Source organism: Enterobacter cloacae complex sp. 402C9 (assembly GCF_050030745.1).
Lineage (GTDB): Bacteria > Pseudomonadota > Gammaproteobacteria > Enterobacterales > Enterobacteriaceae > Enterobacter > Enterobacter intestinihominis.
This window is the reverse complement of the sequence record NZ_JBLGUW010000001.1, coordinates 105,446-130,671: the sequence shown is the minus strand read 5'-3', so window position 1 is coordinate 130,671 and position 25,226 is coordinate 105,446. Positions and strand designations below refer to the sequence as shown.

Genomic DNA, 25,226 nt, shown 5'->3' with positions numbered 1-25,226 from the left:
GTAATAATGCCCGCCTGGCGGGCATAACTATTTTTTGTACTGGTAAAACTCCGCCAGCGTCATCCCCACGGTCTTATCTGATAACCAGGTAAAGAGCTGCTCCAGATCCTGATAAAGCCCCTCAATCGCGGCCTCGTCTTTAAAAGTAGGGCTCCCGCCAGGCATAAATTCCGACGAATGCAGCATGAACTCCACGTAGTCATTTCCCTGAGACAGGCACTGCTGCGCAACCTTAATCATCTCCTCCGCGTTACCGCCGGCCGGGCGTAACCAGTTAACTGACGGAGAACGGTATTTACCGCGCAGACGATCGTAACCCTGCTTCAGGGAATTCAGCCATGCCGGGTGTTTATACTGGATGCTCATTGGCACTTCGAGGAGAAGGCTGTTTCCCGGCCGGGAAATGTCGTCTACGTCCAAAAAGTAGGCGCGATCGGGAAAATGCTGGTAATTCGTTCCGCCATTACCCTGCGGGGCACCTTTCGCGTTGCGCCAGTTCACGCGCGGCGTAACGGAACAATCTACCTGATACCCCAGCTCAATCAGTAACCGGGCGTAACGGCTGTCGAATGCCCAGCGCCCGGCGCGATGGCTGAGCATTTTTGTCTGGAAAGTCTCTTCCAGTAAGCGGGTCATGAACAGCACTTTCTCACGCATGACCTCGTCTGAAAACTCAATCAGATAAGGCTGCCAGCGCCAGTCATCACCGGTCAGATCGTGCTCCGGAGGGCTGTTCCAGGCATGGAGATGCATTCCTACCTCGCCCTGCCCCCGGGCTATGACCTCTTTCGCGAACTCAATGAACACCGGTTCGACGGCCATCTCGTAATTGGTGAGCCAGACAGGCTTAAAGCCGAAACGCTCGCAAAGCGTCTGAAACCGCGCCAGGTAGCGCGCGTTTTCCGTTTTGATGACCCGGTGGTTCTGCCAGAGATTATCCCCTTCGGTATCGATCGTGATGATAAACGCTGGTTTTTTCATAATGAGTCCGCAAGACAAAATAGTTAGCGCTATGTTACGCACGCCCGAAAGCAGGAGTAAACCCTTCCAGGGAAATTCCTGACATTATGGAGAAAGAGTGCAAGTCGTTACCAGGTCTATTAGAATTGCCAACAGTACAACGCCGATAAGATGATGATGAATAACTTACCTGACACGCCTGATTTGCGCATTTTACTGATTAAACTTCGCCATCATGGTGACATGTTACTCACCACCCCCGTCATCAATTCATTGCGCCAGAAATGGCCTGAAGCCCAAATCGACGTGCTTCTCTATGAAGAGACGCGAGACATGCTCGCCGCGCATCCGGCAATCGGTACGATCTATGGTATCGATCGTAAATGGAAGCAGTTGGGGACGCTGAAGCACCTGCAAAAAGAGTGGCAGTTGCTTCGTGCTCTACGCGCTCAGCATTATCATCTGGTGATCAATCTTGCCGATCAGTGGCGCAGCGCGATTGTTACCCGCTTCACCGGCGCACCGGTTCGGCTCGGGTTCGCTTTTAACAAGCGCAATAATGCCTTCTGGCGTTTTTGTCACAGTGAACTGGTCTCGGTCGCCAGCCATCAGAACCTGCACACCGTTGAACAAAACCTGTCCATACTGAAACCATTACCCGTTGCCGCCAGACCCGCCGTCACCATGGCTTACAGCGCGGATGACTGGCACCATGCTCATCACAAGCTGACACAAAAGGGCGTGGGGGAACGCTATATCGTTATTCAACCCACTTCACGCTGGTTCTTTAAGTGCTGGGACGAAGGCAAAATGGCGCAAACTATCGCCGCGTTGCAGCAGGACGGCCACACTATCGTCCTTACGGCGGGACCGGATAAGAAAGAGCTGGCGATGATTGACCGCATTCTTGCCGCCTCCCCGCAGACGGGTGTTGTATCGCTGGCAGGGCAGTTAACCCTGCGCCAGCTGGCCTCGCTTATCGATCACGCAGCCCTGTTCATTGGCGTTGACTCCGTCCCCATGCACATGGCCGCCGCCCTTCAGACGCCCTGCGTGGCGCTGTTTGGCCCGTCAAAATTGACGTTCTGGTCGCCATGGCAGGTTAACGGCGAGGTCATCTGGGCTGGTAACTACGGCCCGCTTCCCAACCCTGACGCCATTGATACAAAAACGACGGAACGTTATCTCGACGCCATCCCCGTTGATGCTGTCGTCTCCGCCGCAAGGAGATACCTGCAATGAAGCTTCATCGTCTGGCCATTGTGCGCCAAAAATATCGGCCGGATGGGGGAGCAGAACGTTTTGTCTCCAGGGCACTCACCGCGCTGAGCAATCAAAATCTTGAGCTCAACGTCATCACCCGCGAGTGGCAGGGCGAAAAGCAGGACGACTGGCATATTCATATCTGCGATCCACGAAAGTGGGGCCGCATCAGCCGTGAACGCGGCTTTGCACACGCCGCGCGCGCGCTGTGGCAGCAACAGCAGTTTGATATTGTACAGAGCCACGAACGTATTCCGGGCTGCGATATTTACCGCGCCGGAGATGGTGTACATCGACGCTGGCTGCTACAGCGTACGCGTGTTCTTCCCGCCTGGCGCGCGAAGCTGCTCATGCACGATCGCTATCACCGCTACGTGATGAACGCCGAACGTGAAATGTACCAGGCTCCCGAGTTGAAAGCCGTTATCTGTAATGCGGAGATGATCAAGCGCGAAATCGTCGAAGACTTTGATATTGACGCAAAAAAGATACATGTGATTTATAATTCAATAGATTCCCGCCGCTTCGTTCCGGCAGCAGAGAGGCAGCGCGCTGTACTGCGTAAGCAATTTGGCTTACCCGCTGATGCCGTCATTTTCTGCTTCGTGGGTTCAGGGTTTGAACGCAAGGGGCTGGCAAGCGCTATTCAGGCTATAGCAGGAACATCGGCGTGGCTGGTTGTGGTCGGTCAGGATAAAGCGGAAAGCCGCTATCGCGACCTCGCCCGTTCATTAGGCTGTGAGGGGCAAATCCGTTTCCTGGGGATGCAAAAAGAGACGCTGCCATTTTATCAGCTTTCTGATGGTTTACTGCTGCCGACGCTGTATGATCCTTTCCCTAACGTCATACTTGAAGCAATGGCCTGTGGATTGCCCGTCATTACGTCAGAGAGTTGCGGTGGTTCAGAATTTATTGCGCAAGGCCAGAACGGGTTTTACTGTGATGCACTTGATATCCACACATTGAAGGAGGCCGTCATGTCCATCCCTTCACTGGAAAAAAATAACAATATGGGGCTTGCGGCGCGTGAACGCGTCAGAGAAGCAACCCCTGAAAAACTATCAAGTCAGCTTATTTCGCTTTATCAAAAATTACTGGATTAATAATGCGCATCCTAATGATTATTGATGGTTTACCCGGTGGAGGAGCCGAAAAAACGGTTCTCACCCTCTCCAGCGGACTGACAGAACTGGGGCATCAGGTCACCCTTTTCTCCTTACGGAAGGTGTGCGACTACGCCATTCCGGAAGGCATCGATTTTCAGGTCGTGCAGGATACCTGTAAAAAACCCTGGCGGAAGCTGACCGAGATCCCGCGTCGCGCCCGTTTGCTGGATCGCGCCATTGAGCAGGCAGAACGCAGCGGTAAATTTGACGTCGTCTTCTCGCATCTGCATAAAACCGACCGTATCGTGGCGCACAGCCGCGTGCTGGATCGCGATAAGGTCTGGTTTTGCGTACACGGGATGTTCTCCTTCTCCTATTTGCGCCATCGCAGCGGGCTTTCTCGCTGGTTTAAGCATTATAAAATTCGTCATACCTATGAAAACCGCAACGTGGTGGCGGTATCCGGCGCCGTGCTGCACGATCTGTCTGAAGTACTCGCGATCCCCCTGCGGCGCAAAGCGGTTATCCATAACCCGTTTGATATCCCTGAAATTCAGCGTCTGGCGGAAGCGCCCTTTGAGATGCAGGGGCAGAATTACATTATCCACGTTGGCCGTTTTCATGAGCACAAACGTCACGACCGGCTGCTTCGCGCGTTCGCGATGAGCAAGATTGACGCATCACTGGTGTTGATGGGCAAAGGCTCTGACGTGAAAATTAACCAGCTCAAACAGCTTGCCGCTAAGCTGGGAATTGAAAACAAGATCGTCTTCCGCCCGTTTGAAACCAATCCTTATCCGTGGATCAAAGGTGCACGCCTTTTAGTGTTAAGTTCCGACTGCGAAGGTTTTGGTAATGTACTGGTAGAGTCCATTATCTGTCAGACCCCACCGGTGAGTACAAACTGCCCTGGCGGCCCTGCTGAGATCCTTACTGGCCCTCTGGCGCGTGGTCTGACCGCGTTAACCGACGAATCACTGGCGAATACCCTGGCAGAACTGTATGCCTCTCCGCCGGTTGTTGATCGCGAAACGATCGCATCGTTCGGTATCAACGCCATTTGCCAGCAATACATTGCTTTGGTCGACAACCAAAAATAATCAGGTTTCATATGCAAAATTCAGCGCCTTTATTAAGCGTGGTGGTTGCCGTTTATAACGGTGAAGCTTTTCTCGATCAGTTCTTTACCTGCCTTGTAAATCAACACATCGACAGTATGGAAGTCATCATCGTGAATGACGGCTCCACTGACCGCTCGATGCAGATTGTCGAAAAATGGCGCGAACAGCTGCCACAGATGCAGGTCATTGAACAACCTAATCAGGGCGTGTCCATCGCGCGTAATACCGGCCTGGCCGTTGCGACCGGCCAATATCTCTCTTTCCCGGATATTGATGATGTCTTCAAACCCGGCATGTACCAGCGTCTGCTGGATATGGCCGTCACGCAGAACCTGGATGTCGCCACCTGCAATGGCAACTACGTCTGGGAAAATAACAAAAAACCGTCTCGCCCTATCTTCCCTGAAGATAAGCTCGCCTCAACGAGCGTCATGAATGGCGCGGCATGGTTAAAAAAGGCGCTGGATTCACGTAAGTTCCTGCATGTGACCTGGCTGAATATCTATCGTCACGATTTTATTCGTCAGCACGGCTGCCGTTTCGAGCCTGGCCTGCGCCATCAGGATATCCCGTGGACGACTGAGGTGCTGCTTGCTGCGGAACGCGTTCAGTACACCAGCGAGCGCTTTTACGACTACTACATTCACTCCGCCTCGGTATCGCACACCCCGGATAATGACGACACGCTGATTCGCTCAGCGCGCCATTACATGAAGATCCTGAAGATGCTTGATGCCATTAACCAGCGCTACCCGGATAAAGTGAAAAATATCCCGGCCTGTCACTGGCAAATCGCCAAAGAGGGTCTGGGAATTATTCATACCTTCGACAACATGAAGGATGAAGCGAAGAAATCAATGATAATCAAAGAGTTCTTCGACACCGGGATCTGGAAGCTCATCTGGAAAAGTGCCAAAAGCCCGCGTTTGCGCTGGCGCCTGGGCCGACGCTACTTCCGTTTAAAACGGTATCTGGCATAAGAGATAGCTTTAGCACGCTTAAATGCTTAGAATTTCCCGGCCGAAACTAAAAAAACGGATAATCGCTTGGAATTGTTGTATACCGCCCTGCTCTACATCATTCAGCCACTGGTGTGGCTGCGACTGTTGCTTCGTAGCCGTAAAGCGCCTGCGTACCGTAAACGCTGGGCCGAACGCTATGGCTACTGCCGCAATAAAGTGGCGCCGGACGGTATTCTGCTGCATTCCGTGTCAGTCGGGGAAACGCTGGCCGCCATTCCACTGGTGCGTGCCTTACGCCACCGTTATCCGTCACTGCCCATCACCGTCACCACGATGACGCCAACAGGCTCAGAGCGCGTGATGTCTGCCTTCGGTAAAGACGTGCATCACGTCTACCTGCCGTACGATCTCCCCTGCGCCATGAACCGTTTCCTGAATACCGTTCGCCCTAAACTGGTGATCGTCATGGAAACTGAACTGTGGCCGAATATGATTTCCGCCCTGCATGCCCGTAAAATTCCTTTGGTTATCGCCAACGCGCGTCTGTCGGAACGCTCGGCTAAAGGGTACGGCAAGCTGGGTAAATTTATGCGTCGCCTGCTCAGCAAAATTACGCTGATCGCCGCGCAGAACGAAGAAGATGCCGCGCGCTTTATCGCCCTCGGCCTGAAGCGCAACCAGCTTGCGGTCACGGGTAGCCTGAAGTTCGATATTTCCGTCACCCCTGAACTCGCCGCCCGTGCGGTGACGCTGCGTCGTCAGTGGGCGCCGCGTCGCCAGGTCTGGATTGCCACCAGCACCCATGACGGCGAAGAGGCCATTATTCTTCAGGCTCACCGCCAGCTGCTGGAAAAATTCCCTGATTTACTGCTGATTCTGGTGCCTCGCCATCCTGAGCGTTTTAAAGATGCCCGGGAGATGGTGCAAAAAGGCGGTTTCAGCTTCACCCTGCGCAGCAGCGGCGAAATCCCCTCTGGCAGCACGCAGGTGGTGATTGGCGATACGATGGGCGAACTGATGCTGCTGTACGGGATTGCCGATCTTGCATTCGTTGGCGGAAGCCTGGTGGAGCGCGGTGGTCATAACCCGCTGGAGCCGGCAGCCCACGCCATTCCCGTGCTGATGGGTCCACACACGTTTAACTTCAAAGATATCTGCGCGAAATTGCAGCAAGCCGATGGCTTAATCACCGTGACCGATGCGGACTCGGTGGTCAAAGAGGTCTCAACCCTTCTGACTGACGAAGATTACCGCCTGTGGTACGGTCGTCACGCCGTTGAAGTCCTGCATCAGAACCAGGGCGCACTGACCCGTCTGCTGCAACTTTTGCAACCTTACCTGCCGCAGCGGAGCCACTAATGTCAACGCGTCTGTCGGTCGTGATGATCGCCAAAAACGCCGCCGACCTGCTTCCGGATTGCCTGGCCTCTGTTGCCTGGGCTGACGAAATCGTCATTCTCGATTCCGGAAGTACGGACAATACGGCGGACGTTGCCCGTGCAGCCGGGGCAAAAGTCTTTACCGACACCGACTGGCAGGGCTACGGTATTCAGCGTCAGCGTGCGCAGGGTTACGCCACAGGCGATTACGTGTTGATGATCGATACCGATGAGCGCGTCACCCCGGAACTCCGACAGGCCATTCAAACGGTGCTTGCTGCGCCACAGCCCGGCGCGGTCTACAGTATCGCGCGTCGTAACTATTTTCTGGGCCGCTTTATGCGCCACAGCGGCTGGTACCCCGACCGCGTGATGCGCCTCTATGCCCGCGAGCGTTATCAGTACAACGACAACCTGGTCCATGAGTCTCTGGCCTGCGATAACGCTCAGGTCATCCCTCTGACGGGCGATCTGCTTCATCTGACCTGCCGCGATTTCGCCAGCTTCCAGCGGAAACAGCTGAACTATGCCACCGCCTGGGCACAGGAGCGGCATGCGCGCGGCAAGAAGGCCACGCTGACCGGCATCTTCACCCACACGCTGGGCGCGTTTCTGAAAACGCTGCTGCTACGTGGCGGCGTGCTGGACGGCAAACAGGGCTGGTTACTGGCGGTAGTGAATGCCCAGTATACTTTCAATAAATACACCGAGCTGTGGGCGCTGAACCGCGGCTACTCAGAGAAAACGTGAGCCATGAGCACAAAAGCGATTTATCCGGGTACCTTCGATCCGATCACTAACGGTCATCTTGATATCATCACCCGTGCGGCGTGTATGTTCGACAAGGTGATTCTGGCCATTGCCGCCAGCCCGAGCAAAAAGCCGATGTTTGACCTGAACGAACGCGTGCAGCTTGCCACCGATGCGATTTCGCATTTGTCGAATGTTGAGGTCGTCGGATTCAGCGATTTGATGGCAAACTTTGCCCGTGCCCAGCAGGCCAATATCCTGATCCGCGGTCTTCGCGCGGTAGCAGACTTCGAATATGAGATGCAGCTGGCGCACATGAACCGCCATCTGATGCCGGAGCTGGAGAGCGTATTCCTGATGCCCTCCAAAGAGTGGTCCTTCATCTCTTCTTCGCTGGTGAAAGAGGTGGCGCGCCATCGCGGGGACGTTACCCACTTTCTGCCGGTTAACGTCCACCAGGCGTTGATGGAAAAGTTAAAGTAACCCTACTTCTGGCACTGACGGCAGTAAAACGTGGCGCGCTGAGCGTGCTTCGTGGCAATAATCGGCGTCCCGCATGCTCTGCACGGTTCCCCCTTACGACCATAAACCTGCAACTCCTGCGCAAAATAGCCCGGCTTCCCGTCGCTTTGCAGAAAATCCTTCAGCGTCGTCCCGCCCTGCTCAATTGAGCGCAGTAGTACCGCTTTAATCACTCTGACCAGCAGCTCGCACTCCTGCGCAGACAGCGAAGAGGCCAGCCGATCGGGATGGATCCCGGCGGCAAACAACGATTCGCTGGCATAGATATTCCCCACGCCCACGACCAGCTTGTTATCCATCAGCCAGGGTTTAATCGGGGTTTTCTTTTTCGCGCACTTCTCTTTGAGATAATCTGCGTTAAACGCCTCTGAGAGCGGCTCAGGTCCAAGATGCGCCAGCACATTGTGCCCTTCCAGCTCTTTGGTCCACAGCCATGCGCCAAAGCGACGCGGGTCGGTGTAACGCAGCACCTTGCCGTTACTCATCACCAGATCAACGTGGTCGTGCTTTTCCGCAGGCAACTCTTCGGTGAGGATGCGCAGGCTTCCCGACATGCCCAGATGGATAATGATCCAGCCGTCAGGCAGCTCCAGCAGCAGGTATTTCGCGCGGCGCTGTACGCTCAGGACGGGTTTATCGCTTAACGCGTGGATCTCATCGGACACCGGCCAGCGCAGACGCCCGTTGCGAACGACAGCATGAAGAATAGTCGCGCCAACCAGATGGGGCTCAATGCCGCGGCGGCTGGTCTCTACCTCAGGTAATTCAGGCATGGTTCCTCCGTTGAGATGCAGAATGCAAAAAACCCCGCAGTTGCGGGGTTTTTCAATACAAGGAGACTAAAATTATTTGATTTTAGCTTCTTTGTACAGTACGTGCTGGCGTACAACTGGATCGAATTTTTTCAGTTCCAGTTTTTCCGGCTTAGTACGTTTGTTCTTCGTGGTGGTGTAGAAGTGACCTGTACCAGCAGAAGAAACCAGCTTGATTTTCTCGCGAATACCTTTAGCCATGATTTATTTCCTCTTTAAGTACTTAGTACTTTTCGCCACGGGCACGCAGTTCGGACAGAACTGTATCGATGCCTTTCTTATCGATTACACGCATACCTTTAGCAGATACGCGCAGGGTGACAAAACGCTTCTCGCTCTCAACCCAGAAACGGTGAGAGTGCAGGTTCGGCAGGAAACGGCGTTTAGTCGCGTTCAGTGCGTGGGAACGGTTGTTACCGGTCACCGGACGCTTGCCAGTAACTTGGCAGACTCGGGACATGTCTATTCTCCAAAAATCAAATTAGCTCGAGCTTCGTATGGGGTATCGGCGCCTCGTCAGGCTTTACAGCCCGGTCATCGCATAGTTCTATTGAACTCTCGATTGCCAGGCCCAAATGCCAAACCCGAGATTCTCAAAGGTGGCGTAGTATACGCTGACTCGGCGGTGTGCTCAAGTCCCGAACAGACAAAGATCCCGATGGATCGCGAGAAAAGGCCTAAATCCAGCCACGTTCGGCAAAAGAAATGTACTCTCCGCGGCCAATTATCAGATGGTCCAGCACACGAATGTCCATGAATTGACAGCATTTGATAATACGTTCGGTAATTGCTTTGTCAGCTCTGCTTGGTTCTGCACAGCCAGAGGGGTGATTATGCGCGAGGATCACGCCGGCTGCATTCACTTTTATCGCTTCCCGCACAATTTCACGCGGATGCACCTCAACGTGGCTCAATATTCCCGAAAAAAGGCGGGTATGTTTCAGTACCCGGTTTTTGTTGTCGAGAAAGATCACCATAAAGATCTCCCGCTCCAGATCGGAAAGCTGGCTTTGCAGAAATTCGCGGGTCATATCGGGGGTGAGGATCGGGTCTTCTTCCTCCATACGCACGTTGTAAAATCTCCGGGCCAGCTCCGCAATGCCCCGCAACTGGGCATATTTCGCCACGCCAATACCCTCAACGTGCGTAAACGCCTCCAGCTCGGCGGTCAACAATCCATACAGTGAGCCGAAATGCTCTATCAGCTCTTTCGCCAGCGTAAATACCGTTTTCCCCGGCGTGCCTGTGCGTAAAAAGAGCGCCAGCAGCTCGTCGTCCTTTAACAACGTGACGCCATGGCGCAGCATTTTTTCACGCGGTAGCAGCAGTTCAGTCTCTTCCATGTCCGGCCTCCTTCTGTTTGCCATTATGCTGCCACAGGCAAATTCGGGGCTCGACGCTGGCGTTTCGTTCTTGCGTAGCGCCTCGCAAAGTGAATTGAGGACATCATCACCCCGTTTTAGGGATTGTGATAAAATGCCCGCTCTCTGGTGAAACCCAACAGGAAAGAATCATGATGAGCCTGGCCGGTAAAAAAATCGTTCTTGGCGTCAGCGGCGGTATTGCTGCCTATAAAACGCCAGACCTGGTGCGCCGTTTGCGCGAGCGCGGGGCCGACGTACGGGTCGCGATCACCGAAGGCGGCAAAGCCTTTATCACCCCGCTGAGCCTGCAAGCCGTCTCGGGATACCCGGTATCCGACAGCCTTCTCGACCCGGCAGCCGAAGCCGCAATGGGCCATATTGAGCTGGGGAAATGGGCCGATCTGGTTATCCTTGCCCCCGCCACGGCAGATGTAATTGCCCGCGTGGCGGCCGGGATGGCGAACGATCTGGTAACGACCATTTGCCTCGCCACGCCTGCGCCCGTCGCGGTTGTACCCGCAATGAACCAGCAGATGTATCGCAACGCCGCTACCCAGCATAATCTGGATACGCTGGCCTCGCGCGGCCTGCTAATTTGGGGACCGGAGAGCGGCAGCCAGGCCTGTGGCGACGTGGGGCCAGGGCGTATGCTCGACCCATTGACGATTGTTGATATGGCCGCCGCCCATTTCTCGCCTGTCAACGATCTGCAACATCTCAACATCATGATTACCGCGGGCCCCACGCGCGAGCCGCTGGATCCGGTGCGATACATCACCAACCACAGCTCCGGCAAAATGGGCTTTGCAATTGCTGCCGCGGCAGCCAAACGCGGCGCGAACGTGACGCTGGTGAGCGGCCCGGTGTCGCTTACCACCCCTGCGTTTGTGCGGCGTATTGATGTAACTACCGCGCTGGAAATGGAAGCCGCCGTACAGGCGCATGCTCAACAGCAGCATATTTTTATCGGCTGTGCGGCCGTCGCTGATTACCGCGCCGAAACCATTGCCGACGCCAAAATTAAAAAGCAAGGTGATGAATTAACAATAAAAATGGTGAAGAATCCGGATATCGTTGCCGGTGTCGCCGCATTGAAAACTCATCGTCCTTACGTTGTTGGGTTTGCCGCAGAAACGAATAATGTGGAAGAATATGCCCGGCAAAAACGTACCCGCAAAAACCTCGATTTGATTTGCGCGAACGACGTATCGCTGTCCACGCAAGGATTTAACAGCGACAGCAACGCATTGCACCTTTTCTGGCAGGATGGAGATAAAGTCTTACCGCTTGAGCGCAAAGAACTCCTGGGCCAACAATTACTGGACGAGATCGTTACCCGTTATGATGAAAAAAATCGACGTTAAGATTCTGGACCCGCGCGTTGGCGAGCAATTTCCGCTGCCAACGTATGCCACCTCCGGCTCTGCCGGTCTTGACCTGCGCGCCTGTCTCGATGACGCCGTAGAACTGGCGCCGGGTGCAACGACCCTGATCCCGACCGGGCTGGCGATTCACATTGCTGACCCGTCACTGGCAGCGGTGATCCTGCCGCGCTCTGGCCTGGGCCATAAGCATGGCGTCGTGCTGGGTAACCTGGTCGGCCTGATCGACTCTGACTATCAGGGTCAGCTGATGGTATCCGTCTGGAACCGTGGCCAGGACAGCTTCACCATTGAACCGGGCGAGCGTATTGCGCAGATGGTGTTTGTACCGGTGGTGCAGGCAGAATTTAACCTGGTGGCAGACTTCGACGCTACCGACCGTGGCGAAGGCGGCTTCGGCCATTCCGGGCGCAAATAACCGCCCGACAAACACGCATCTCACAGCGCCATAATGCAATAACAAACCGCAAACGTCAGTTTGCGGGTCGCTGTGTGGTTGCCAGCCTGACAAGTGCTTATTTTCAGGGGTATTTTGTAACATGGCAGAAAAACAAACCGCGAAAAGGAATCGTCGCGAAGAAATACTTCAATCTCTGGCTCTGATGCTTGAATCCAGCGACGGCAGTCAACGCATCACCACCGCCAAGCTGGCGGCCTCTGTGGGCGTGTCAGAGGCGGCGCTGTATCGTCATTTCCCGAGCAAAACCCGGATGTTCGACAGCCTGATCGAGTTTATCGAAGATAGCCTGATCACGCGCATCAACCTGATTCTGAAGGATGAAAAAGACACCAGCACGCGTCTGCGTCTGATTGTGCTGCTGATTCTGGGCTTTGGTGAACGTAACCCGGGTCTGACCCGTATTCTTACCGGCCACGCGCTGATGTTTGAACAGGATCGTCTGCAAGGCCGTATAAACCAGCTTTTTGAGCGTATCGAAGCCCAGCTTCGTCAGGTTCTGCGCGAGAAGAAAATGCGGGAAGGCGAGGGATATAATACGGATGAGACGCTGCTGGCAAGCCAGATCCTGGCATTTTGCGAAGGGATGCTCTCCCGGTTTGTGCGCAGCGAGTTTAAATATCGACCAACGGACGATTTTGACGCCCGCTGGCCGTTAGTGGCAGCACAATTACAGTAACGCCATCGCCGGATGGCGGCTTCGCCTTATCCGGCCTACGAACAGGTAGGCCCGGTAAGCGTAGCGCCACCGGGCAATTGAATTATACGCCAAACTCTTCGCGGTATTGACGTACCGCCGCCAGGTGATCCGCCATTTCAGGCTTCTCTTCCAGATATGCAATCAGGTCTGTCAGCGTGATGATAGAGATCACTTTGCAGCCATAATCGCGTTCCACTTCCTGAATAGCAGAGATGTCGCCACGCCCGCGTTCCTGACGATCGAGCGAAATCAGCACACCCGCAAGCGTTGCACCGTTAGCCTGGATAATTTCCATCGATTCACGGATCGCGGTACCTGCGGTGATCACGTCATCTACCAGCATCACGCGGCCCTGCAACGCACTGCCTACCAGATTGCCGCCTTCACCGTGGGTTTTGGCCTCTTTACGGTTAAAGCAGTACGGTACGTCGCGGTCATGGTGCTCCGCCAGCGCCACCGCCGTGGTGGTTGCAATTGGAATGCCTTTGTACGCGGGGCCAAACAGCAGATCGAAATCAATCCCGGAATCCACCAGCGCTTCGGCATAGAAGCGGCCTAACAGTGCCAGGTCGCGCCCGGTATTAAACAGCCCGGCGTTGAAGAAATACGGGCTTTTACGCCCGGATTTCAGCGTGAACTCGCCAAACTTAAGTACCTGCTTGTTAAGCGCAAACTCAATAAACTGGCGCTGATACGATTTCATGGATTTGCTCCTTTGTCTTTTCAGTCTTACAGGCAAAAAAAAGGCGACTCATTGGTCGCCTTAAAATCAATTTTCTAACGCCGCTTTCTGCGTCGCTACAATAGATTCAATACCCCCTCGGGCCAATGCCAGCAAGGTGAGCAGTTCTTCGTGAGTGAATGGCTCGCCTTCTGCCGTGCCCTGCACTTCAATGATGCGACCATCTTCGGTCATCACCACGTTCATGTCGGTTTCTGCGGCAGAATCTTCAACGTATTCCAGATCGCAAAGCGCTTCGCCGTTAACAATACCAACGGAGACAGCAGCAACCATCCCTTTCATTGGGTTGGTTTTCAGCTTACCGGCGGCAACCAGCTTGTTCAGCGCATCTGCCAGCGCCACACAGGCACCGGTAATGGAGGCCGTACGCGTGCCGCCATCGGCCTGGATCACGTCGCAGTCCAGCGTGATGGTGAACTCACCCAGCGTTTTTAAGTCAACCGCGGCGCGGAGCGCACGTGCGATCAGGCGCTGGATCTCCATAGTACGGCCGCCCTGCTTACCTTTTGCCGCTTCACGGGCATTACGGGTATGGGTTGCGCGCGGCAACATACCGTATTCCGCGGTGATCCACCCCTGCCCCTGACCTTTCAGGAAGCGAGGCACGCCCTCTTCGATGGACGCGGTGCAAAGCACTTTGGTGTCACCAAACTCAACCAGCACGGAGCCTTCAGCGTGTTTTGTATAGTTACGGGTCAGGGTGACGGGACGCACCTGGTTGGTGCTACGACCTGCTGGACGCATGATGGATTCTCCGGCTTGAAACGAATGTGGCTGCGCATTATACGGATAAAGGACGCTTATTCCTATCCTGAGAAGCCCCTGAAAGCTATAATCCCCCCATCTCTCCTTTAAAAACGGGAATGTCTATGATCCGCAGTATGACCGCCTACGCCCGGCGTGAAATCAAGGGTAGCTGGGGTAGCGCTACCTGGGAAATGCGCTCGGTAAACCAGCGCTATCTGGAAACATATTTCCGTATGCCGGAACAGTTCCGCAGCCTGGAGCCTGTGGTGCGTGAGCGTATCCGTACGCGTCTGACCCGCGGGAAAGTGGAATGTAACCTGCGTTTTGAGCCCGATGCCAGTGCACAGGGCGAACTGATCCTGAACGAAAAGCTGGCAAAACAGCTGGTTAATGCGGCGAACTGGGTCAAAATGCAAAGCGATGAAGGCGAGATCAACCCGGTTGATATTCTGCGCTGGCCTGGCGTGATGGCCGCCGGAGAGCAGGATCTGGACGCGATTACCGCTGAAATCCTGGCTGCACTCGACGGCACGCTGGATGACTTTATCGTTGCCCGCGAAACCGAAGGCCAGGCGCTGAAAGCGATGATTGAGCAACGCCTTGAAGGCGTGAGCGCCGAAGTGGCTAAAGTGCGCGCTCATATGCCAGAAGTGCTGCAATGGCAGCGTGAGCGTCTTGTCGCCAAACTGGAAGAGGCGGAAGTCCAGCTGGAAAACAACCGTCTGGAACAAGAGCTGGTGCTGATGGCGCAGCGTGTAGACGTGGCTGAAGAGCTGGATCGTCTGGAAGCGCACGTTAAAGAGACCTACAACATCCTGAAGAAGAAAGAAGCGGTAGGCCGCCGTCTCGACTTTATGATGCAGGAGTTCAACCGCGAGTCGAACACGCTGGCGTCTAAGTCTATCAATGCAGAGGTGACCAATTCAGCAATTGAACTGAAGGTCCTGATTGAGCAGATGCGCGAGCAGATCCAGAATATCGAGTAATACCTTTCAGGGTGGTGTCTGGCACATCACCCATTACTTTTTCTAATCCTTATTTATCCTTACTTTCTTTGCCTCCCGCCTTATCACAAGCCCGCTTGGCATGCGTTGATAAATTCCTTTAGGGCAAATCCCCTCGCCTTAGAAAATCTCAATCGTGATCTTGCGCACAAATCGCTAACCTCCTCCACTTCATTCCGGAGGGTTTATGCTGCTTCACATTCTCTATCTTATTGGCATTACCGCTGAAGCCATGACCGGCGCGCTTGCCGCCGGACGTCGCCGAATGGACACCTTCGGCGTGATCATTATTGCCACGGCCACTGCGCTCGGCGGCGGGTCCGTGCGCGATATCCTGCTTGGCCATTATCCGCTCGGCTGGGTTAAAAACCCTGAGTACGTCATTATCGTGGCAACGGCAGCCGTGTTAACCACGATTGTAGCCCCGGTGATGCCTCATCTGCGCCGCTTGTTCCTGGTGCTGGATGCGCTTGGGCTGATTGTTTTTTCCATCATTGGCGCACAAATTGCTCTCGATATGGGTGAAGGCCCGGTTATCGCCACCATTGCGGCGGTGATCACGGGCGTGTTTGGCGGGGTGCTGCGCGATATGTTCTGCAAACGTATCCCGCTGGTTTTCCAGAAGGAACTGTACGCCGGCATCTCCTTTGCCGCGGCAGTGCTTTATGTCGCCTTGCAGCACTATGTCACCAACCACGATGTGGTGGTTATCTCCACGCTGCTGTTTGGTTTCACGGCGCGTATGCTGGCATTGCGCCTGAAGCTTGGCCTGCCGGTTTTTCATTACAAGCACAACGCGCATTAAGGTCAGAACCCGTTAATGTGCTGCTCAGCCAGCCACCTTGCCAGTCTATCAACGGGAGGCGCATGCAGCCAGTTAACGACCTGCTGCGCCTTCTCTTCACCTGTTCCCGGCAAAGCCTGCCAGTCAGCGGCGCTCCGCTGATTCAGCGCCTGCCACGACGCCGCCCCAACCGCATTCAGCGTGGCTTTTGTCAGCGGGATCCCCATCGCTGTGACCCAGCGAATAAAAGGTTGTTTGCGCACAATATTAAAACGATGCCAGAGCGATAACCCGCGCCCGGCGGAAAAGCCAGGCGTGGACTGTAGCTGCGCCTGCGTCAGTGTTAACCACGAAAAAATATTCTCGAAACGATGCGTCTGATGAAGCGTTCGCCAGCCCGCCTCGCCTAACCCCTCGATCCCTAGCCCTTGTTTTGAGCTAAGCCACGTCAACCGGGCAAAGAACTGTTCCATACACGCTGGTGAGGCATAAAAACAGGTCAGCGAGTGGTACTGCAGGGCCGGAGGTTCTGGTTTTTCCCTGTTCGCTCCCCGCCAGACAACTCGATCGAATCGGGGGATCCCCTGCCCGGCGAGGCTTATCAGAACCTGATCGCCGGGAACAATATCCAGCCGCTGCCAGCGTGTGACCGACCCCAGGCTCACCCGCCGCACCTGTTTATCATCAAGCTTTACTGGATCCAGTTCGGCTACAACGGACACCTTGCCCGTTCGCCCGACGCCAAACTGTATCCCTCGCACTTCAGCAACCTGAGCGACAGGCGTATATTTCCATGCGACAACCCAACGGCCTTCACCGGGTAACCAACCGTCGCCCGCGGGTTCATCCGCTGAACGCACCACAATGCCGTCCGTGGCAAAGGGCAATGCTGTTGTATGCCACGCTGAACGCTGCGCTTCGACCGCATTCACAGACGCGGCGGGCAGCGTATAACGCGCCGTCAGGGTGAACCCGGCTTTTGACAACGCATCCAGAGATACCTGCATCTCTTTAGGTCCATCCGGCCAGGCCCAGATAAACACGCCGAGCTGCCTGAGAAGTGCGCTATCGTTATGACGCATCATGGCGCCCGCCACTTTTGCCCGCATGTTCATCCCCCCCATCTGACGCTGGATGTGGTTTTCATGAATCCAGAACAGTTCACCCTGTAAGACGCTATTTGCCAGGGGGCCGGACAGGTTTTGCGGAACAGAGGGGATTGATCGAACCTGCGCCGTCCAGTCTTCACCTTTCACACCGTTGCCACGGCTAATGGCCCGGACAAGCTTCCCGCCCTGGTACACCAGCGTCACAGCCACGCCATCCACTTTGGGCTGCACCCAGAGATGTTGCCGGGCTCGCATCCACTGGCTGAGCTCAGCTTTACTGGCAACCTTATGCACGCCCGTATGCGCAACCGGGTGTGTCACACTACCTGTCAGAGGTGGCGGTCTCTCTTCGGAAGAGACATGACCAAAGCAGCGCTGCCACTGGTTCAACCGCGCGTTAAGCTGATCGTAAACCCCGTCATCAACGTCACTGACTCCCTGCTTCCAGTAAGCATCGTCCCAGCGTTTGATCTGCGCGCTCAGCGCTACAATTTCCTTTTCTGCTTTTGCCTGCGACCATACCGGGCATACCGCTAACCCGGTGCTACACCACAACAGCGCAAACCCGCTTATCCATCGCCACATTATTACCCCTCCTTTGCGTTGGAGGAGGTATAACCCGGTATTGAAAACGACGCGAATGGCAACGTTACGCTTTACGAGGCGTTATCCAGCGTTTCTTTTTGTTGCTGCAAACCGCAGACAAAACCTGAAAACGGCACGCAAAATTTAATCATCCACGGGAAAAAGTGTGACAAAGGCTACGTCACACAGCGGCGACGTGTATAATAAGCCCGTATGTAGGACTTCTTCGTTAACACATACAAAAGACTCTCATGGCTCAAGGCACGCTTTATATTGTTTCTGCCCCTAGTGGCGCGGGTAAATCCAGCCTTATTCAGGCACTGTTAAAAACCCAACCGTTGTACGATACGCAGGTTTCTGTTTCTCACACCACGCGAGCACCGCGTCCGGGTGAGGTGCACGGTGAACACTATTTCTTTGTGAATCACGACGAATTCAGAGCGATGATTGGCAGAGACGCGTTTCTTGAACACGCAGAAGTATTCGGTAACTACTACGGTACTTCGCGTGAAACCATTGAGCAGGTTCTGGCGACCGGCGTGAACGTGTTCCTGGATATCGACTGGCAGGGCGCGCAGCAAATTCGTAAGAAAATGCCTGATTCGCGCAGTATCTTTATTTTACCGCCATCGAAAGATGAACTGGATCGCCGCCTGCGGGGTCGCGGCCAGGACAGCGAAGAAGTTATCGCGAAGCGTATGGCACAGGCTGTTGCAGAAATGAGCCATTACGCGGAATATGATTACCTTATTGTGAATGATGATTTTGATGCCGCGCTGAGCGATCTCAAAACTATCCTTCGCGCAGAACGTCTGCGTATGAGCCGCCAGAAGCAGCGACATGACGCATTAATCACCAAACTGTTGGCAGACTGAACCCACTTTCAGTATCATGCCCAGTCATTTCTTCACCTGTGGAGCATTTTAAGTATGGCACGCGTAACTGTTCAGGACGCTGTAGAGAAAATTGGTAACCGTTTTGACCTGGTACTGGTCGCCGCGCGTCGCGCTCGTCAGATGCAGGTAGGCGGTAAAGATCCGCTGGTACCGGAAGAAAACGATAAAACCACCGTTATTGCACTTCGCGAAATCGAAGAAGGTCTGATCAACAACCAGATCCTCGACGTGCGTGAGCGCCAGGAGCAGCAAGAGCAGGAAGCCGCAGAACTGCAGGCCGTAACCGCCATTGCTGAAGGTCGTCGTTAATTAAACCTGCGGGTCGCCCTTGTATCTGTTTGAAAGCCTGAATCAACTGATTCAAACCTACCTGCCTGAAGACCAGATTAAGCGTCTTCAGCAGGCGTATCTCGTTGCACGTGACGCTCACGAGGGCCAGACACGTTCAAGCGGTGAACCCTATATCACGCACCCAGTAGCGGTGGCCTGTATTCTGGCCGAGATGAAACTCGACTACGAAACGCTCATGGCCGCCCTGCTGCATGACGTGATTGAAGATACCCCTGCCACCTACCAGGACATGGAACAGCTGTTTGGCAAAAGCGTTGCCGAGCTGGTGGAAGGGGTCTCTAAGCTTGATAAGCTGAAATTCCGCGATAAGAAAGAGGCGCAGGCCGAAAACTTTCGCAAGATGATCATGGCGATGGTGCAGGATATCCGCGTCATTCTCATCAAACTTGCTGACCGCACCCACAATATGCGCACGCTGGGCTCACTTCGCCCGGATAAACGTCGCCGCATCGCCCGTGAAACCCTCGAAATCTACAGTCCGCTGGCGCACCGTTTAGGTATTCATCACATTAAAACCGAGCTGGAAGAGCTGGGTTTTGAAGCGTTATACCCAAACCGCTATCGCGTGATTAAAGAGGTGGTGAAAGCCGCTCGCGGTAACCGTAAAGAGATGATTCAAAAGATCCTCTCTGAAATCGAAGGGCGCTTGCAGGAAGCCGGTATTCCGTGCCGCGTTAGCGGTCGCGAAAAGCATTTGTACTCTATTTACTGCAAAATGGTGCTCAAGGAGCAGCGTTTTCACTCGATCATGGATATCTACGCGTTCCGCGTCATCGTCCACGACTCGGACACCTGCTACCGCGTGCTGGGGCAGATGCATAGCCTGTACAAGCCACGTCCGGGGCGCGTCAAAGATTACATCGCCATTCCAAAAGCGAACGGATACCAGTCTTTGCACACCTCGATGATTGGCCCGCACGGCGTTCCGGTTGAGGTGCAAATTCGTACCGAAGACATGGATCAGATGGCGGAAATGGGTGTCGCGGCGCACTGGGCTTATAAAGAGCACGGCGGCGAAAGCAGCACCACCGCGCAAATCCGCGCCCAGCGCTGGATGCAGAGCCTGCTGGAGCTGCAACAGAGTGCAGGTAGCTCGTTTGAATTTATCGAGAGCGTTAAATCCGATCTCTTCCCGGATGAGATTTACGTTTTCACGCCGGAAGGGCGCATTGTCGAACTGCCTGCGGGCGCGACACCGGTCGACTTCGCTTACGCCGTGCATACCGATATCGGCCATGCCTGCGTGGGTGCCCGCGTCGACAGGCAGCCTTATCCGCTGTCGCAGCCGCTCTTCAGCGGGCAGACTGTCGAAATTATTACCGCGCCGGGCGCACGTCCTAACGCTGCCTGGCTGAACTTTGTCGTGAGCTCAAAAGCGCGCGCAAAAATCCGCCAGCTGCTGAAAAATCTCAAGCGCGACGACTCCGTTAGCCTGGGGCGTCGTCTGCTCAATCACGCGCTGGGTGGCAGCCGCAAACTGGCAGAGATCCCACCAGAAAACATTCAGCATGAGCTGGAGCGTATGAAGCTCGCCTCGCTGGATGACCTGCTGGCAGAGATTGGCCTCGGAAACGCCATGAGCGTGGTCGTGGCGAAGAACCTGCAACAGGGCGAAACGACAGCCGTTCCTGCTAACGCGCAAAATCATGGTCACCTGCCAATCAAAGGCGCTGACGGGGTGCTCATCACCTTCGCCAAATGCTGCCGCCCTATCCCGGGCGACCCGATTATTGCGCACGTCAGCCCGGGTAAAGGGCTGGTGATCCACCACGAATCCTGCCGTAACATCCGTGGCTATCAGAAAGAGCCTGAGAAGTTCATGGCGGTCGAATGGGATAAAGAGACAGCGCAGGAATTTATCACTGAAATCAAGGTGGATATGTTTAACCACCAGGGTGCACTGGCGAACCTGACGGCAGCGATCAACACGGCCTCGTCAAACATTCAGAGCCTGAATACTGAAGAAAAAGATGGCCGCGTTTACAGCGCCTTTATTCGCCTGACCGCCCGTGACCGCGTACATCTGGCCAATATTATGCGCAAGATCCGCGTGATGCCGGATGTCATTAAAGTCACCCGTAACCGAAACTAGCATTATGAATTCAACACGTTACGAGCGAATCTGCGAAATGCTCGCCAGGCGTCAGCCTGATCTGACGGTCTGCATGGAGCAGGTCCATAAACCTCATAACGTCTCTGCTATCGTTCGCACCGCAGATGCCGTCGGCGTGCATGAAGTCCACGCCGTCTGGCCAGGCGCACGTATGCGTACCATGGCCTCCACCGCCGCAGGCAGCAACAGCTGGGTATCCGTGAAAACTCACCAAACTATTGGTGAAGCGGTCTCGCACCTGAAAGGGCGTGGCATGCAGGTTCTGGCAACCAACCTCTCTGCTAAAGCCGTGGATTTCCGTGAGATCGATTACACCCGTCCGACCTGCATTTTAATGGGCCAGGAGAAAACGGGGATCACGCAGGAAGCACTGGATTTGGCTGACCGGGACATCATCATTCCGATGATCGGCATGGTCCAGTCACTCAACGTGTCGGTCGCCTCAGCGCTGATCCTGTATGAAGCGCAGCGCCAGCGTCAGAATGCCGGAATGTACGAGCGCAGCAACAGCATGCTGCCGGAAGAGGAGCAGCAGCGCCTGCTGTTTGAAGGTGGCTATCCGGTGCTGGCTCGCGTTGCGAAGCAGAAGAAATTGCCTTACCCCCACGTCAACGCGCAGGGCGAAATTGAAGCCGATGCCGAGTGGTGGTCCACCATGCAGTACGCAGGGTAAATCATGAAAGGCCGCCTGCTGGACGCCATACCGCTCAACAGCCTGACGGGCGTGGGCGCGGCACAAAGCAGTAAACTGGCGAAGATTGGCCTGCACACCGTGCAGGATCTCCTGCTCCACCTCCCCCTGCGTTACGAAGACCGTACTCAGCTTTATAAAATTGGCGATCTGCTGCCCGCTATTTACGCCACCGTTGAAGGGGAAGTGCTGAACTGCAACATCACCTTTGGCGGACGCAGGATGATGACCTGCCAGATCAGCGACGGCACCGGCATTCTCACCATGCGCTTTTTCAACTTCAATGCGGCGATGAAAAACAGCCTTGCCAATGGACGACGCGTACTTGCGTACGGTGAAGCCAAACGGGGCAAATACGGCGCGGAGATGATCCACCCGGAATACCGCGTGCAAGGCGATCTCAGCTCACCTGAGCTACAGGAGACGCTCACCCCGGTCTATCCAACCACCGAAGGCATTAAGCAGGCCACGCTGCGCAAGCTCACCGACCAGGCGCTGGAGCTGCTCGATACCTGCGCCATTAACGAGCTGCTGCCACCGGAGCTAGCGCAGGGCATGATGAGCCTGCCGGAGGCGTTGCGCACCCTGCACCGTCCACCGCCAACGCTTCAGCTTGTTGATTTAGAAAGCGGTAAACATCCCGCCCAACGGCGTCTTATCCTTGAGGAATTACTGGCTCACAACCTGAGCATGCTGGCCCTGCGCGCCGGTGCGCAGCGTTTCCACGCGCAGCCATTAAGCCCGCATGATGAGCTCAAAGATAAGCTGCTGGCCACACTGCCGTTTAAACCCACCGGCGCCCAGGCGCGGGTCACCGCCGAGATCGAACGCGATATGGCGCTGAATGTGCCGATGATGCGCCTGGTGCAGGGCGACGTGGGCTCCGGGAAAACGCTGGTTGCCGCATTGGCCGCTTTACGCGCTATCGTCCACGGCAAGCAGGTGGCGCTGATGGCGCCGACAGAACTGCTGGCCGAGCAGCACGCCAACAATTTCCGTAACTGGTTCGCCCCACTGGGGATCGAAGTGGGCTGGCTGGCCGGGAAGCAGAAGGGCAAAGCACGTCTTGCGCAGCAGGAAGCTATTGCCAGCGGGCAGGTGCAGATGATTGTCGGCACGCACGCCATTTTCCAGGAACAGGTGCAGTTTAACGGCCTGGCGCTGGTCATTATCGACGAACAGCACCGCTTTGGTGTTCATCAGCGTCTGGCGCTGTGGGAGAAAGGTCTGCAACAGGGCTTCCACCCGCATCAGCTGATCATGACCGCCACGCCGATTCCGCGCACCCTGGCGATGACGGCCTATGCCGATCTGGATACCTCCACCATCGACGAGTTGCCGCCGGGCCGAACGCCTGTGACCACGGTTGCCATACCGGACACGCGGCGCAGCGACATCATTGACCGCGTGCGCAACGCCTGTACGCAGGAAGGGCGTCAGGCGTACTGGGTCTGCACCCTGATTGAAGAGTCTGAGCTGCTGGAAGCGCAGGCTGCCGAAGCCACATGGGAAGAGTTAAAGCTCGCCCTGCCAGAGCTGAACGTCGGTCTGGTTCACGGGCGCATGAAGCCTGCCGAGAAGCAGGCGGTGATGCAGTCGTTCAAACAGGGCGAGCTGCACTTACTCGTTGCGACCACGGTTATCGAAGTGGGCGTGGATGTGCCGAACTCCAGCCTGATGATTATTGAGAACCCGGAGCGTCTGGGCCTGGCGCAGCTCCACCAGCTACGAGGCCGCGTGGGCCGTGGCGCGATCGCCTCTCACTGCGTGCTGCTCTACAAAGCCCCGCTGTCGAAAACCGCGCAGATGCGTTTGCAGGTATTACGCGACAGCAATGACGGCTTCGTCATTGCGCAAAAAGATCTGGAGATCCGCGGCCCGGGCGAACTGCTGGGCACGCGTCAGACGGGTAACGCCGAATTTAAAGTGGCGGATTTGCTGCGCGATCAGGCCATGATCCCCGAAGTACAACGCCTTGCGCGTCATATTCATGAACGCTACCCCGAACAGGCGGCAGCGTTAATTGAACGCTGGATGCCGGAAACCGAGCGGTATTCCAACGCCTGACGGTCAGCCAAACATCGGCAGCATCAGGTAGAGCTTAATGACCAGCGCGTTGACGATATCAATGAAGAATGCGCCCACCATCGGCACCACCAGAAACGCCATGTGCGACGGGCCGAACCGTTCGGTGATCGCCTGCATATTCGCGATGGCCGTTGGTGTCGCTCCCAGACCAAATCCACAGTGACCCGCAGCCAGTACCGCCGCATCATAGTTTTTGCCCATCATGCGCCAGGTAACAAAGATGGCATACAGCGCCATAAACACGGCCTGTACCGCCAGGATCGCCACCATCGGCAGCGCCAGCGAGGCCAGTTCCCACAGCTTGAGGCTCATCAGCGCCATCGCCAGGAACAGCGACAGGCTGACGTTCCCCAGCACGGACACCGCGCGTTCGAAGACGCGGTAGAAGCCCATCTGCGCCAGACCGTTGCTCAGGATCACCCCGATAAACAACACGCAGACAAAGGTTGGCAGTTCGAAAGCCGTTCCCGCCAGCCATTGCGCAACGATTTTGCCCACGGTGAGGCAGATGGCAATCATGGCGATGGTTTCAATCATCACCAGCGAGGTGATGCTGCGACCAACGTCCGGTTTTTCGAACGCGGTCGGCACCATTTCATCGTCTGGTCTGCCTTCCGGCGTAGTGGAATGTTTCACCAGATAGCGCGCCACCGGGCCGCCAATCAGCCCGCCAAGCACCAGGCCAAAGGTCGCGCAGGCCATTGCCACTTCCGTTGCGTTTTCAAAGCCATAGCGTTCGATGAACAGCTTGCTCCACGCCGCGCCCGTTCCGTGGCCACCTGACAGGGTAATCGACCCCGCCAGCAGACCCATCAGCGGATCCAACCCCAGCAGCGACGCCATACCGATGCCGATGGCGTTTTGCATCAGCAGCAGGCCCACCACGACAATCAAAAACACGCCCAGCACCTTGCCACCCGAACGCAGGCTTGCGAGGTTAGCGTTCAGGCCGATAGTGGCAAAGAAGGCCAGCATCAACGGATCTTTCAGGGACATATCAAAATCAATTTCCCAACCCATGCTTTTTTTCAGTACCAGCAGGGCCAGCGCCACCAGCAATCCACCGGCGACAGGTTCAGGAATGGTGTACTTTTTCAGAAAGGAAACACTGTGTACCAGCTTGCGACCAAGCAGAAGAACCAGCGTTGCGGCAACAAGGGTCGACAACGTATCGAGATGAATCATAAAAGGCTCCTGTTATGCGCGTGTTCCATACACACGCGGCGTTATCCTGGGCCGGGTGATGCTCGTCATGAGCCGCCGGCGCGAAAAGTGTAATTTTTTTTTCCTGTTCGTTGTAGAAAACCTGCTCACACCGGCAGATTTTCTCTCTTTTTT

26 protein-coding genes are annotated in these 25,226 nt (G+C 55.3%); 17 read left to right on the top strand and 9 right to left on the bottom strand.

Going from position 1 to position 25,226, the window contains the following annotated elements; genetic code table 11:
- Nucleotides 1-27: 27 nt before the first annotated feature.
- The gene (locus ACQG1K_RS00655; RefSeq protein ID WP_023299025.1) at nucleotides 28-981 is read right to left on the bottom strand and encodes a polysaccharide deacetylase family protein; all 954 of its coding nucleotides are present in this window, start codon (nucleotides 979-981) and stop codon (nucleotides 28-30) included.
- A gap of 150 nt (nucleotides 982-1,131) precedes the next feature.
- Between ACQG1K_RS00655 and rfaQ the strand changes: the two genes are divergently transcribed.
- From rfaQ to coaD, 7 genes are all read left to right on the top strand, one after another.
- Nucleotides 1,132-2,202, top strand: a complete 1,071-nt coding sequence (gene rfaQ / locus ACQG1K_RS00650; protein ID WP_023299024.1) for a putative lipopolysaccharide heptosyltransferase III — start codon at nucleotides 1,132-1,134, stop codon at nucleotides 2,200-2,202.
- The gene (locus ACQG1K_RS00645) at nucleotides 2,199-3,326 is read left to right on the top strand and encodes a glycosyltransferase family 4 protein (protein WP_367075571.1); all 1,128 of its coding nucleotides are present in this window, start codon (nucleotides 2,199-2,201) and stop codon (nucleotides 3,324-3,326) included. Before rfaQ ends, ACQG1K_RS00645 begins: the two co-directional genes overlap by 4 nt.
- A gap of 2 nt (nucleotides 3,327-3,328) precedes the next feature.
- Nucleotides 3,329-4,429, top strand: a complete 1,101-nt coding sequence (locus ACQG1K_RS00640) for a glycosyltransferase (RefSeq protein ID WP_023299022.1) — start codon at nucleotides 3,329-3,331, stop codon at nucleotides 4,427-4,429.
- 11 nt (nucleotides 4,430-4,440) lie between these two features.
- Nucleotides 4,441-5,430, top strand: a complete 990-nt coding sequence (locus ACQG1K_RS00635) for a glycosyltransferase (RefSeq protein WP_150312227.1) — start codon at nucleotides 4,441-4,443, stop codon at nucleotides 5,428-5,430.
- Nucleotides 5,431-5,496: 66 nt separating this feature from the next.
- The gene (waaA, locus tag ACQG1K_RS00630) at nucleotides 5,497-6,771 is read left to right on the top strand and encodes a lipid IV(A) 3-deoxy-D-manno-octulosonic acid transferase (protein WP_003860874.1); all 1,275 of its coding nucleotides are present in this window, start codon (nucleotides 5,497-5,499) and stop codon (nucleotides 6,769-6,771) included.
- Nucleotides 6,771-7,541 (top strand): glycosyltransferase family 2 protein, encoded by a 771-nt coding sequence (locus tag ACQG1K_RS00625; protein WP_003860875.1) that lies wholly within the window; start codon nucleotides 6,771-6,773, stop codon nucleotides 7,539-7,541. Before waaA ends, ACQG1K_RS00625 begins: the two co-directional genes overlap by 1 nt.
- A gap of 3 nt (nucleotides 7,542-7,544) precedes the next feature.
- Nucleotides 7,545-8,024: a pantetheine-phosphate adenylyltransferase gene (gene coaD, locus ACQG1K_RS00620; RefSeq protein ID WP_022646622.1), complete on the top strand. Its 480-nt coding sequence runs from the start codon at nucleotides 7,545-7,547 to the stop codon at nucleotides 8,022-8,024.
- Between the two features lie 2 nt (nucleotides 8,025-8,026).
- Here coaD and mutM read toward each other — a convergent pair whose 3' ends face one another.
- The 4 genes from mutM to radC all read right to left on the bottom strand — a co-directional run bounded on the left by mutM (nucleotide 8,027) and on the right by radC (nucleotide 10,218).
- Nucleotides 8,027-8,836, bottom strand: coding sequence for a bifunctional DNA-formamidopyrimidine glycosylase/DNA-(apurinic or apyrimidinic site) lyase (gene mutM, locus ACQG1K_RS00615; RefSeq protein ID WP_003860879.1), 810 nt, complete (start codon nucleotides 8,834-8,836; stop codon nucleotides 8,027-8,029).
- A 72-nt stretch (nucleotides 8,837-8,908) separates the two neighbouring features.
- Nucleotides 8,909-9,076, bottom strand: a complete 168-nt coding sequence (gene rpmG / locus ACQG1K_RS00610; RefSeq protein WP_003024094.1) for a 50S ribosomal protein L33 — start codon at nucleotides 9,074-9,076, stop codon at nucleotides 8,909-8,911.
- A 22-nt stretch (nucleotides 9,077-9,098) separates the two neighbouring features.
- Nucleotides 9,099-9,335 carry a 50S ribosomal protein L28 gene (gene rpmB, locus ACQG1K_RS00605; protein ID WP_002436699.1) on the bottom strand — a complete coding sequence of 79 codons (237 nt, stop codon included), beginning with the start codon at nucleotides 9,333-9,335 and terminating at the stop codon, nucleotides 9,099-9,101.
- A gap of 217 nt (nucleotides 9,336-9,552) precedes the next feature.
- The gene (gene radC, locus ACQG1K_RS00600) at nucleotides 9,553-10,218 is read right to left on the bottom strand and encodes a RadC family protein (protein ID WP_367075566.1); all 666 of its coding nucleotides are present in this window, start codon (nucleotides 10,216-10,218) and stop codon (nucleotides 9,553-9,555) included.
- 173 nt (nucleotides 10,219-10,391) lie between these two features.
- Between radC and coaBC the strand changes: the two genes are divergently transcribed.
- The 3 genes from coaBC to slmA all read left to right on the top strand — a co-directional run bounded on the left by coaBC (nucleotide 10,392) and on the right by slmA (nucleotide 12,757).
- Nucleotides 10,392-11,603 carry a bifunctional phosphopantothenoylcysteine decarboxylase/phosphopantothenate--cysteine ligase CoaBC gene (coaBC, locus tag ACQG1K_RS00595; protein ID WP_087878399.1) on the top strand — a complete coding sequence of 404 codons (1,212 nt, stop codon included), beginning with the start codon at nucleotides 10,392-10,394 and terminating at the stop codon, nucleotides 11,601-11,603.
- Nucleotides 11,581-12,039 (top strand): dUTP diphosphatase, encoded by a 459-nt coding sequence (gene dut / locus ACQG1K_RS00590; RefSeq protein WP_015570042.1) that lies wholly within the window; start codon nucleotides 11,581-11,583, stop codon nucleotides 12,037-12,039. The genes coaBC and dut overlap by 23 nt, the downstream gene beginning before the upstream one ends.
- Nucleotides 12,040-12,160: 121 nt before the next feature.
- Nucleotides 12,161-12,757, top strand: coding sequence for a nucleoid occlusion factor SlmA (slmA, locus tag ACQG1K_RS00585; RefSeq protein ID WP_003860901.1), 597 nt, complete (start codon nucleotides 12,161-12,163; stop codon nucleotides 12,755-12,757).
- Between the two features lie 82 nt (nucleotides 12,758-12,839).
- On the opposite strand, the gene pyrE is transcribed toward slmA, so the two are convergent.
- Entirely contained in the window at nucleotides 12,840-13,481 is a 642-nt protein-coding gene (gene pyrE, locus ACQG1K_RS00580; protein ID WP_032622050.1) for an orotate phosphoribosyltransferase, read from the bottom strand.
- Between the two features lie 66 nt (nucleotides 13,482-13,547).
- On the bottom strand, nucleotides 13,548-14,264 hold the full coding sequence (gene rph / locus ACQG1K_RS00575; protein WP_023305205.1) for a ribonuclease PH: 717 nt from the start codon (nucleotides 14,262-14,264) through the stop codon (nucleotides 13,548-13,550).
- Nucleotides 14,265-14,389: 125 nt separating this feature from the next.
- On the opposite strand from rph, the gene ACQG1K_RS00570 reads away from it, so the two are divergent.
- Both ACQG1K_RS00570 and ACQG1K_RS00565 read left to right on the top strand, forming a co-directional pair.
- Complete coding sequence (locus ACQG1K_RS00570) at nucleotides 14,390-15,253, top strand: YicC/YloC family endoribonuclease (RefSeq protein ID WP_003860907.1); 864 nt, start codon at nucleotides 14,390-14,392, stop codon at nucleotides 15,251-15,253.
- Nucleotides 15,254-15,458: 205 nt separating this feature from the next.
- Nucleotides 15,459-16,076 (top strand): trimeric intracellular cation channel family protein, encoded by a 618-nt coding sequence (locus ACQG1K_RS00565; RefSeq protein ID WP_023299016.1) that lies wholly within the window; start codon nucleotides 15,459-15,461, stop codon nucleotides 16,074-16,076.
- Nucleotides 16,077-16,078: 2 nt separating this feature from the next.
- Here ACQG1K_RS00565 and ligB read toward each other — a convergent pair whose 3' ends face one another.
- On the bottom strand, nucleotides 16,079-17,749 hold the full coding sequence (gene ligB, locus ACQG1K_RS00560; RefSeq protein WP_367075562.1) for an NAD-dependent DNA ligase LigB: 1,671 nt from the start codon (nucleotides 17,747-17,749) through the stop codon (nucleotides 16,079-16,081).
- Between the two features lie 251 nt (nucleotides 17,750-18,000).
- Here ligB and gmk point away from each other — a divergent pair, with 251 nt between their 5' ends.
- From gmk to recG, 5 genes are read left to right on the top strand one after another with little or no spacing between them, the layout of a single operon-like run.
- The gene (gene gmk / locus ACQG1K_RS00555) at nucleotides 18,001-18,624 is read left to right on the top strand and encodes a guanylate kinase (RefSeq protein WP_006177710.1); all 624 of its coding nucleotides are present in this window, start codon (nucleotides 18,001-18,003) and stop codon (nucleotides 18,622-18,624) included.
- A gap of 54 nt (nucleotides 18,625-18,678) precedes the next feature.
- Entirely contained in the window at nucleotides 18,679-18,954 is a 276-nt protein-coding gene (gene rpoZ / locus ACQG1K_RS00550; protein ID WP_000135058.1) for a DNA-directed RNA polymerase subunit omega, read from the top strand.
- A 19-nt stretch (nucleotides 18,955-18,973) separates the two neighbouring features.
- Nucleotides 18,974-21,088 carry a bifunctional GTP diphosphokinase/guanosine-3',5'-bis pyrophosphate 3'-pyrophosphohydrolase gene (gene spoT, locus ACQG1K_RS00545; protein WP_022646616.1) on the top strand — a complete coding sequence of 705 codons (2,115 nt, stop codon included), beginning with the start codon at nucleotides 18,974-18,976 and terminating at the stop codon, nucleotides 21,086-21,088.
- A 4-nt stretch (nucleotides 21,089-21,092) separates the two neighbouring features.
- Complete coding sequence (trmH, locus tag ACQG1K_RS00540) at nucleotides 21,093-21,782, top strand: tRNA (guanosine(18)-2'-O)-methyltransferase TrmH (RefSeq protein ID WP_032622047.1); 690 nt, start codon at nucleotides 21,093-21,095, stop codon at nucleotides 21,780-21,782.
- A gap of 3 nt (nucleotides 21,783-21,785) precedes the next feature.
- On the top strand, nucleotides 21,786-23,867 hold the full coding sequence (gene recG / locus ACQG1K_RS00535) for an ATP-dependent DNA helicase RecG (protein ID WP_069596128.1): 2,082 nt from the start codon (nucleotides 21,786-21,788) through the stop codon (nucleotides 23,865-23,867).
- A gap of 3 nt (nucleotides 23,868-23,870) precedes the next feature.
- Here recG and gltS read toward each other — a convergent pair whose 3' ends face one another.
- Complete coding sequence (gltS, locus tag ACQG1K_RS00530; RefSeq protein ID WP_006812438.1) at nucleotides 23,871-25,073, bottom strand: sodium/glutamate symporter; 1,203 nt, start codon at nucleotides 25,071-25,073, stop codon at nucleotides 23,871-23,873.
- Nucleotides 25,074-25,226: the final 153 nt, after the last annotated feature.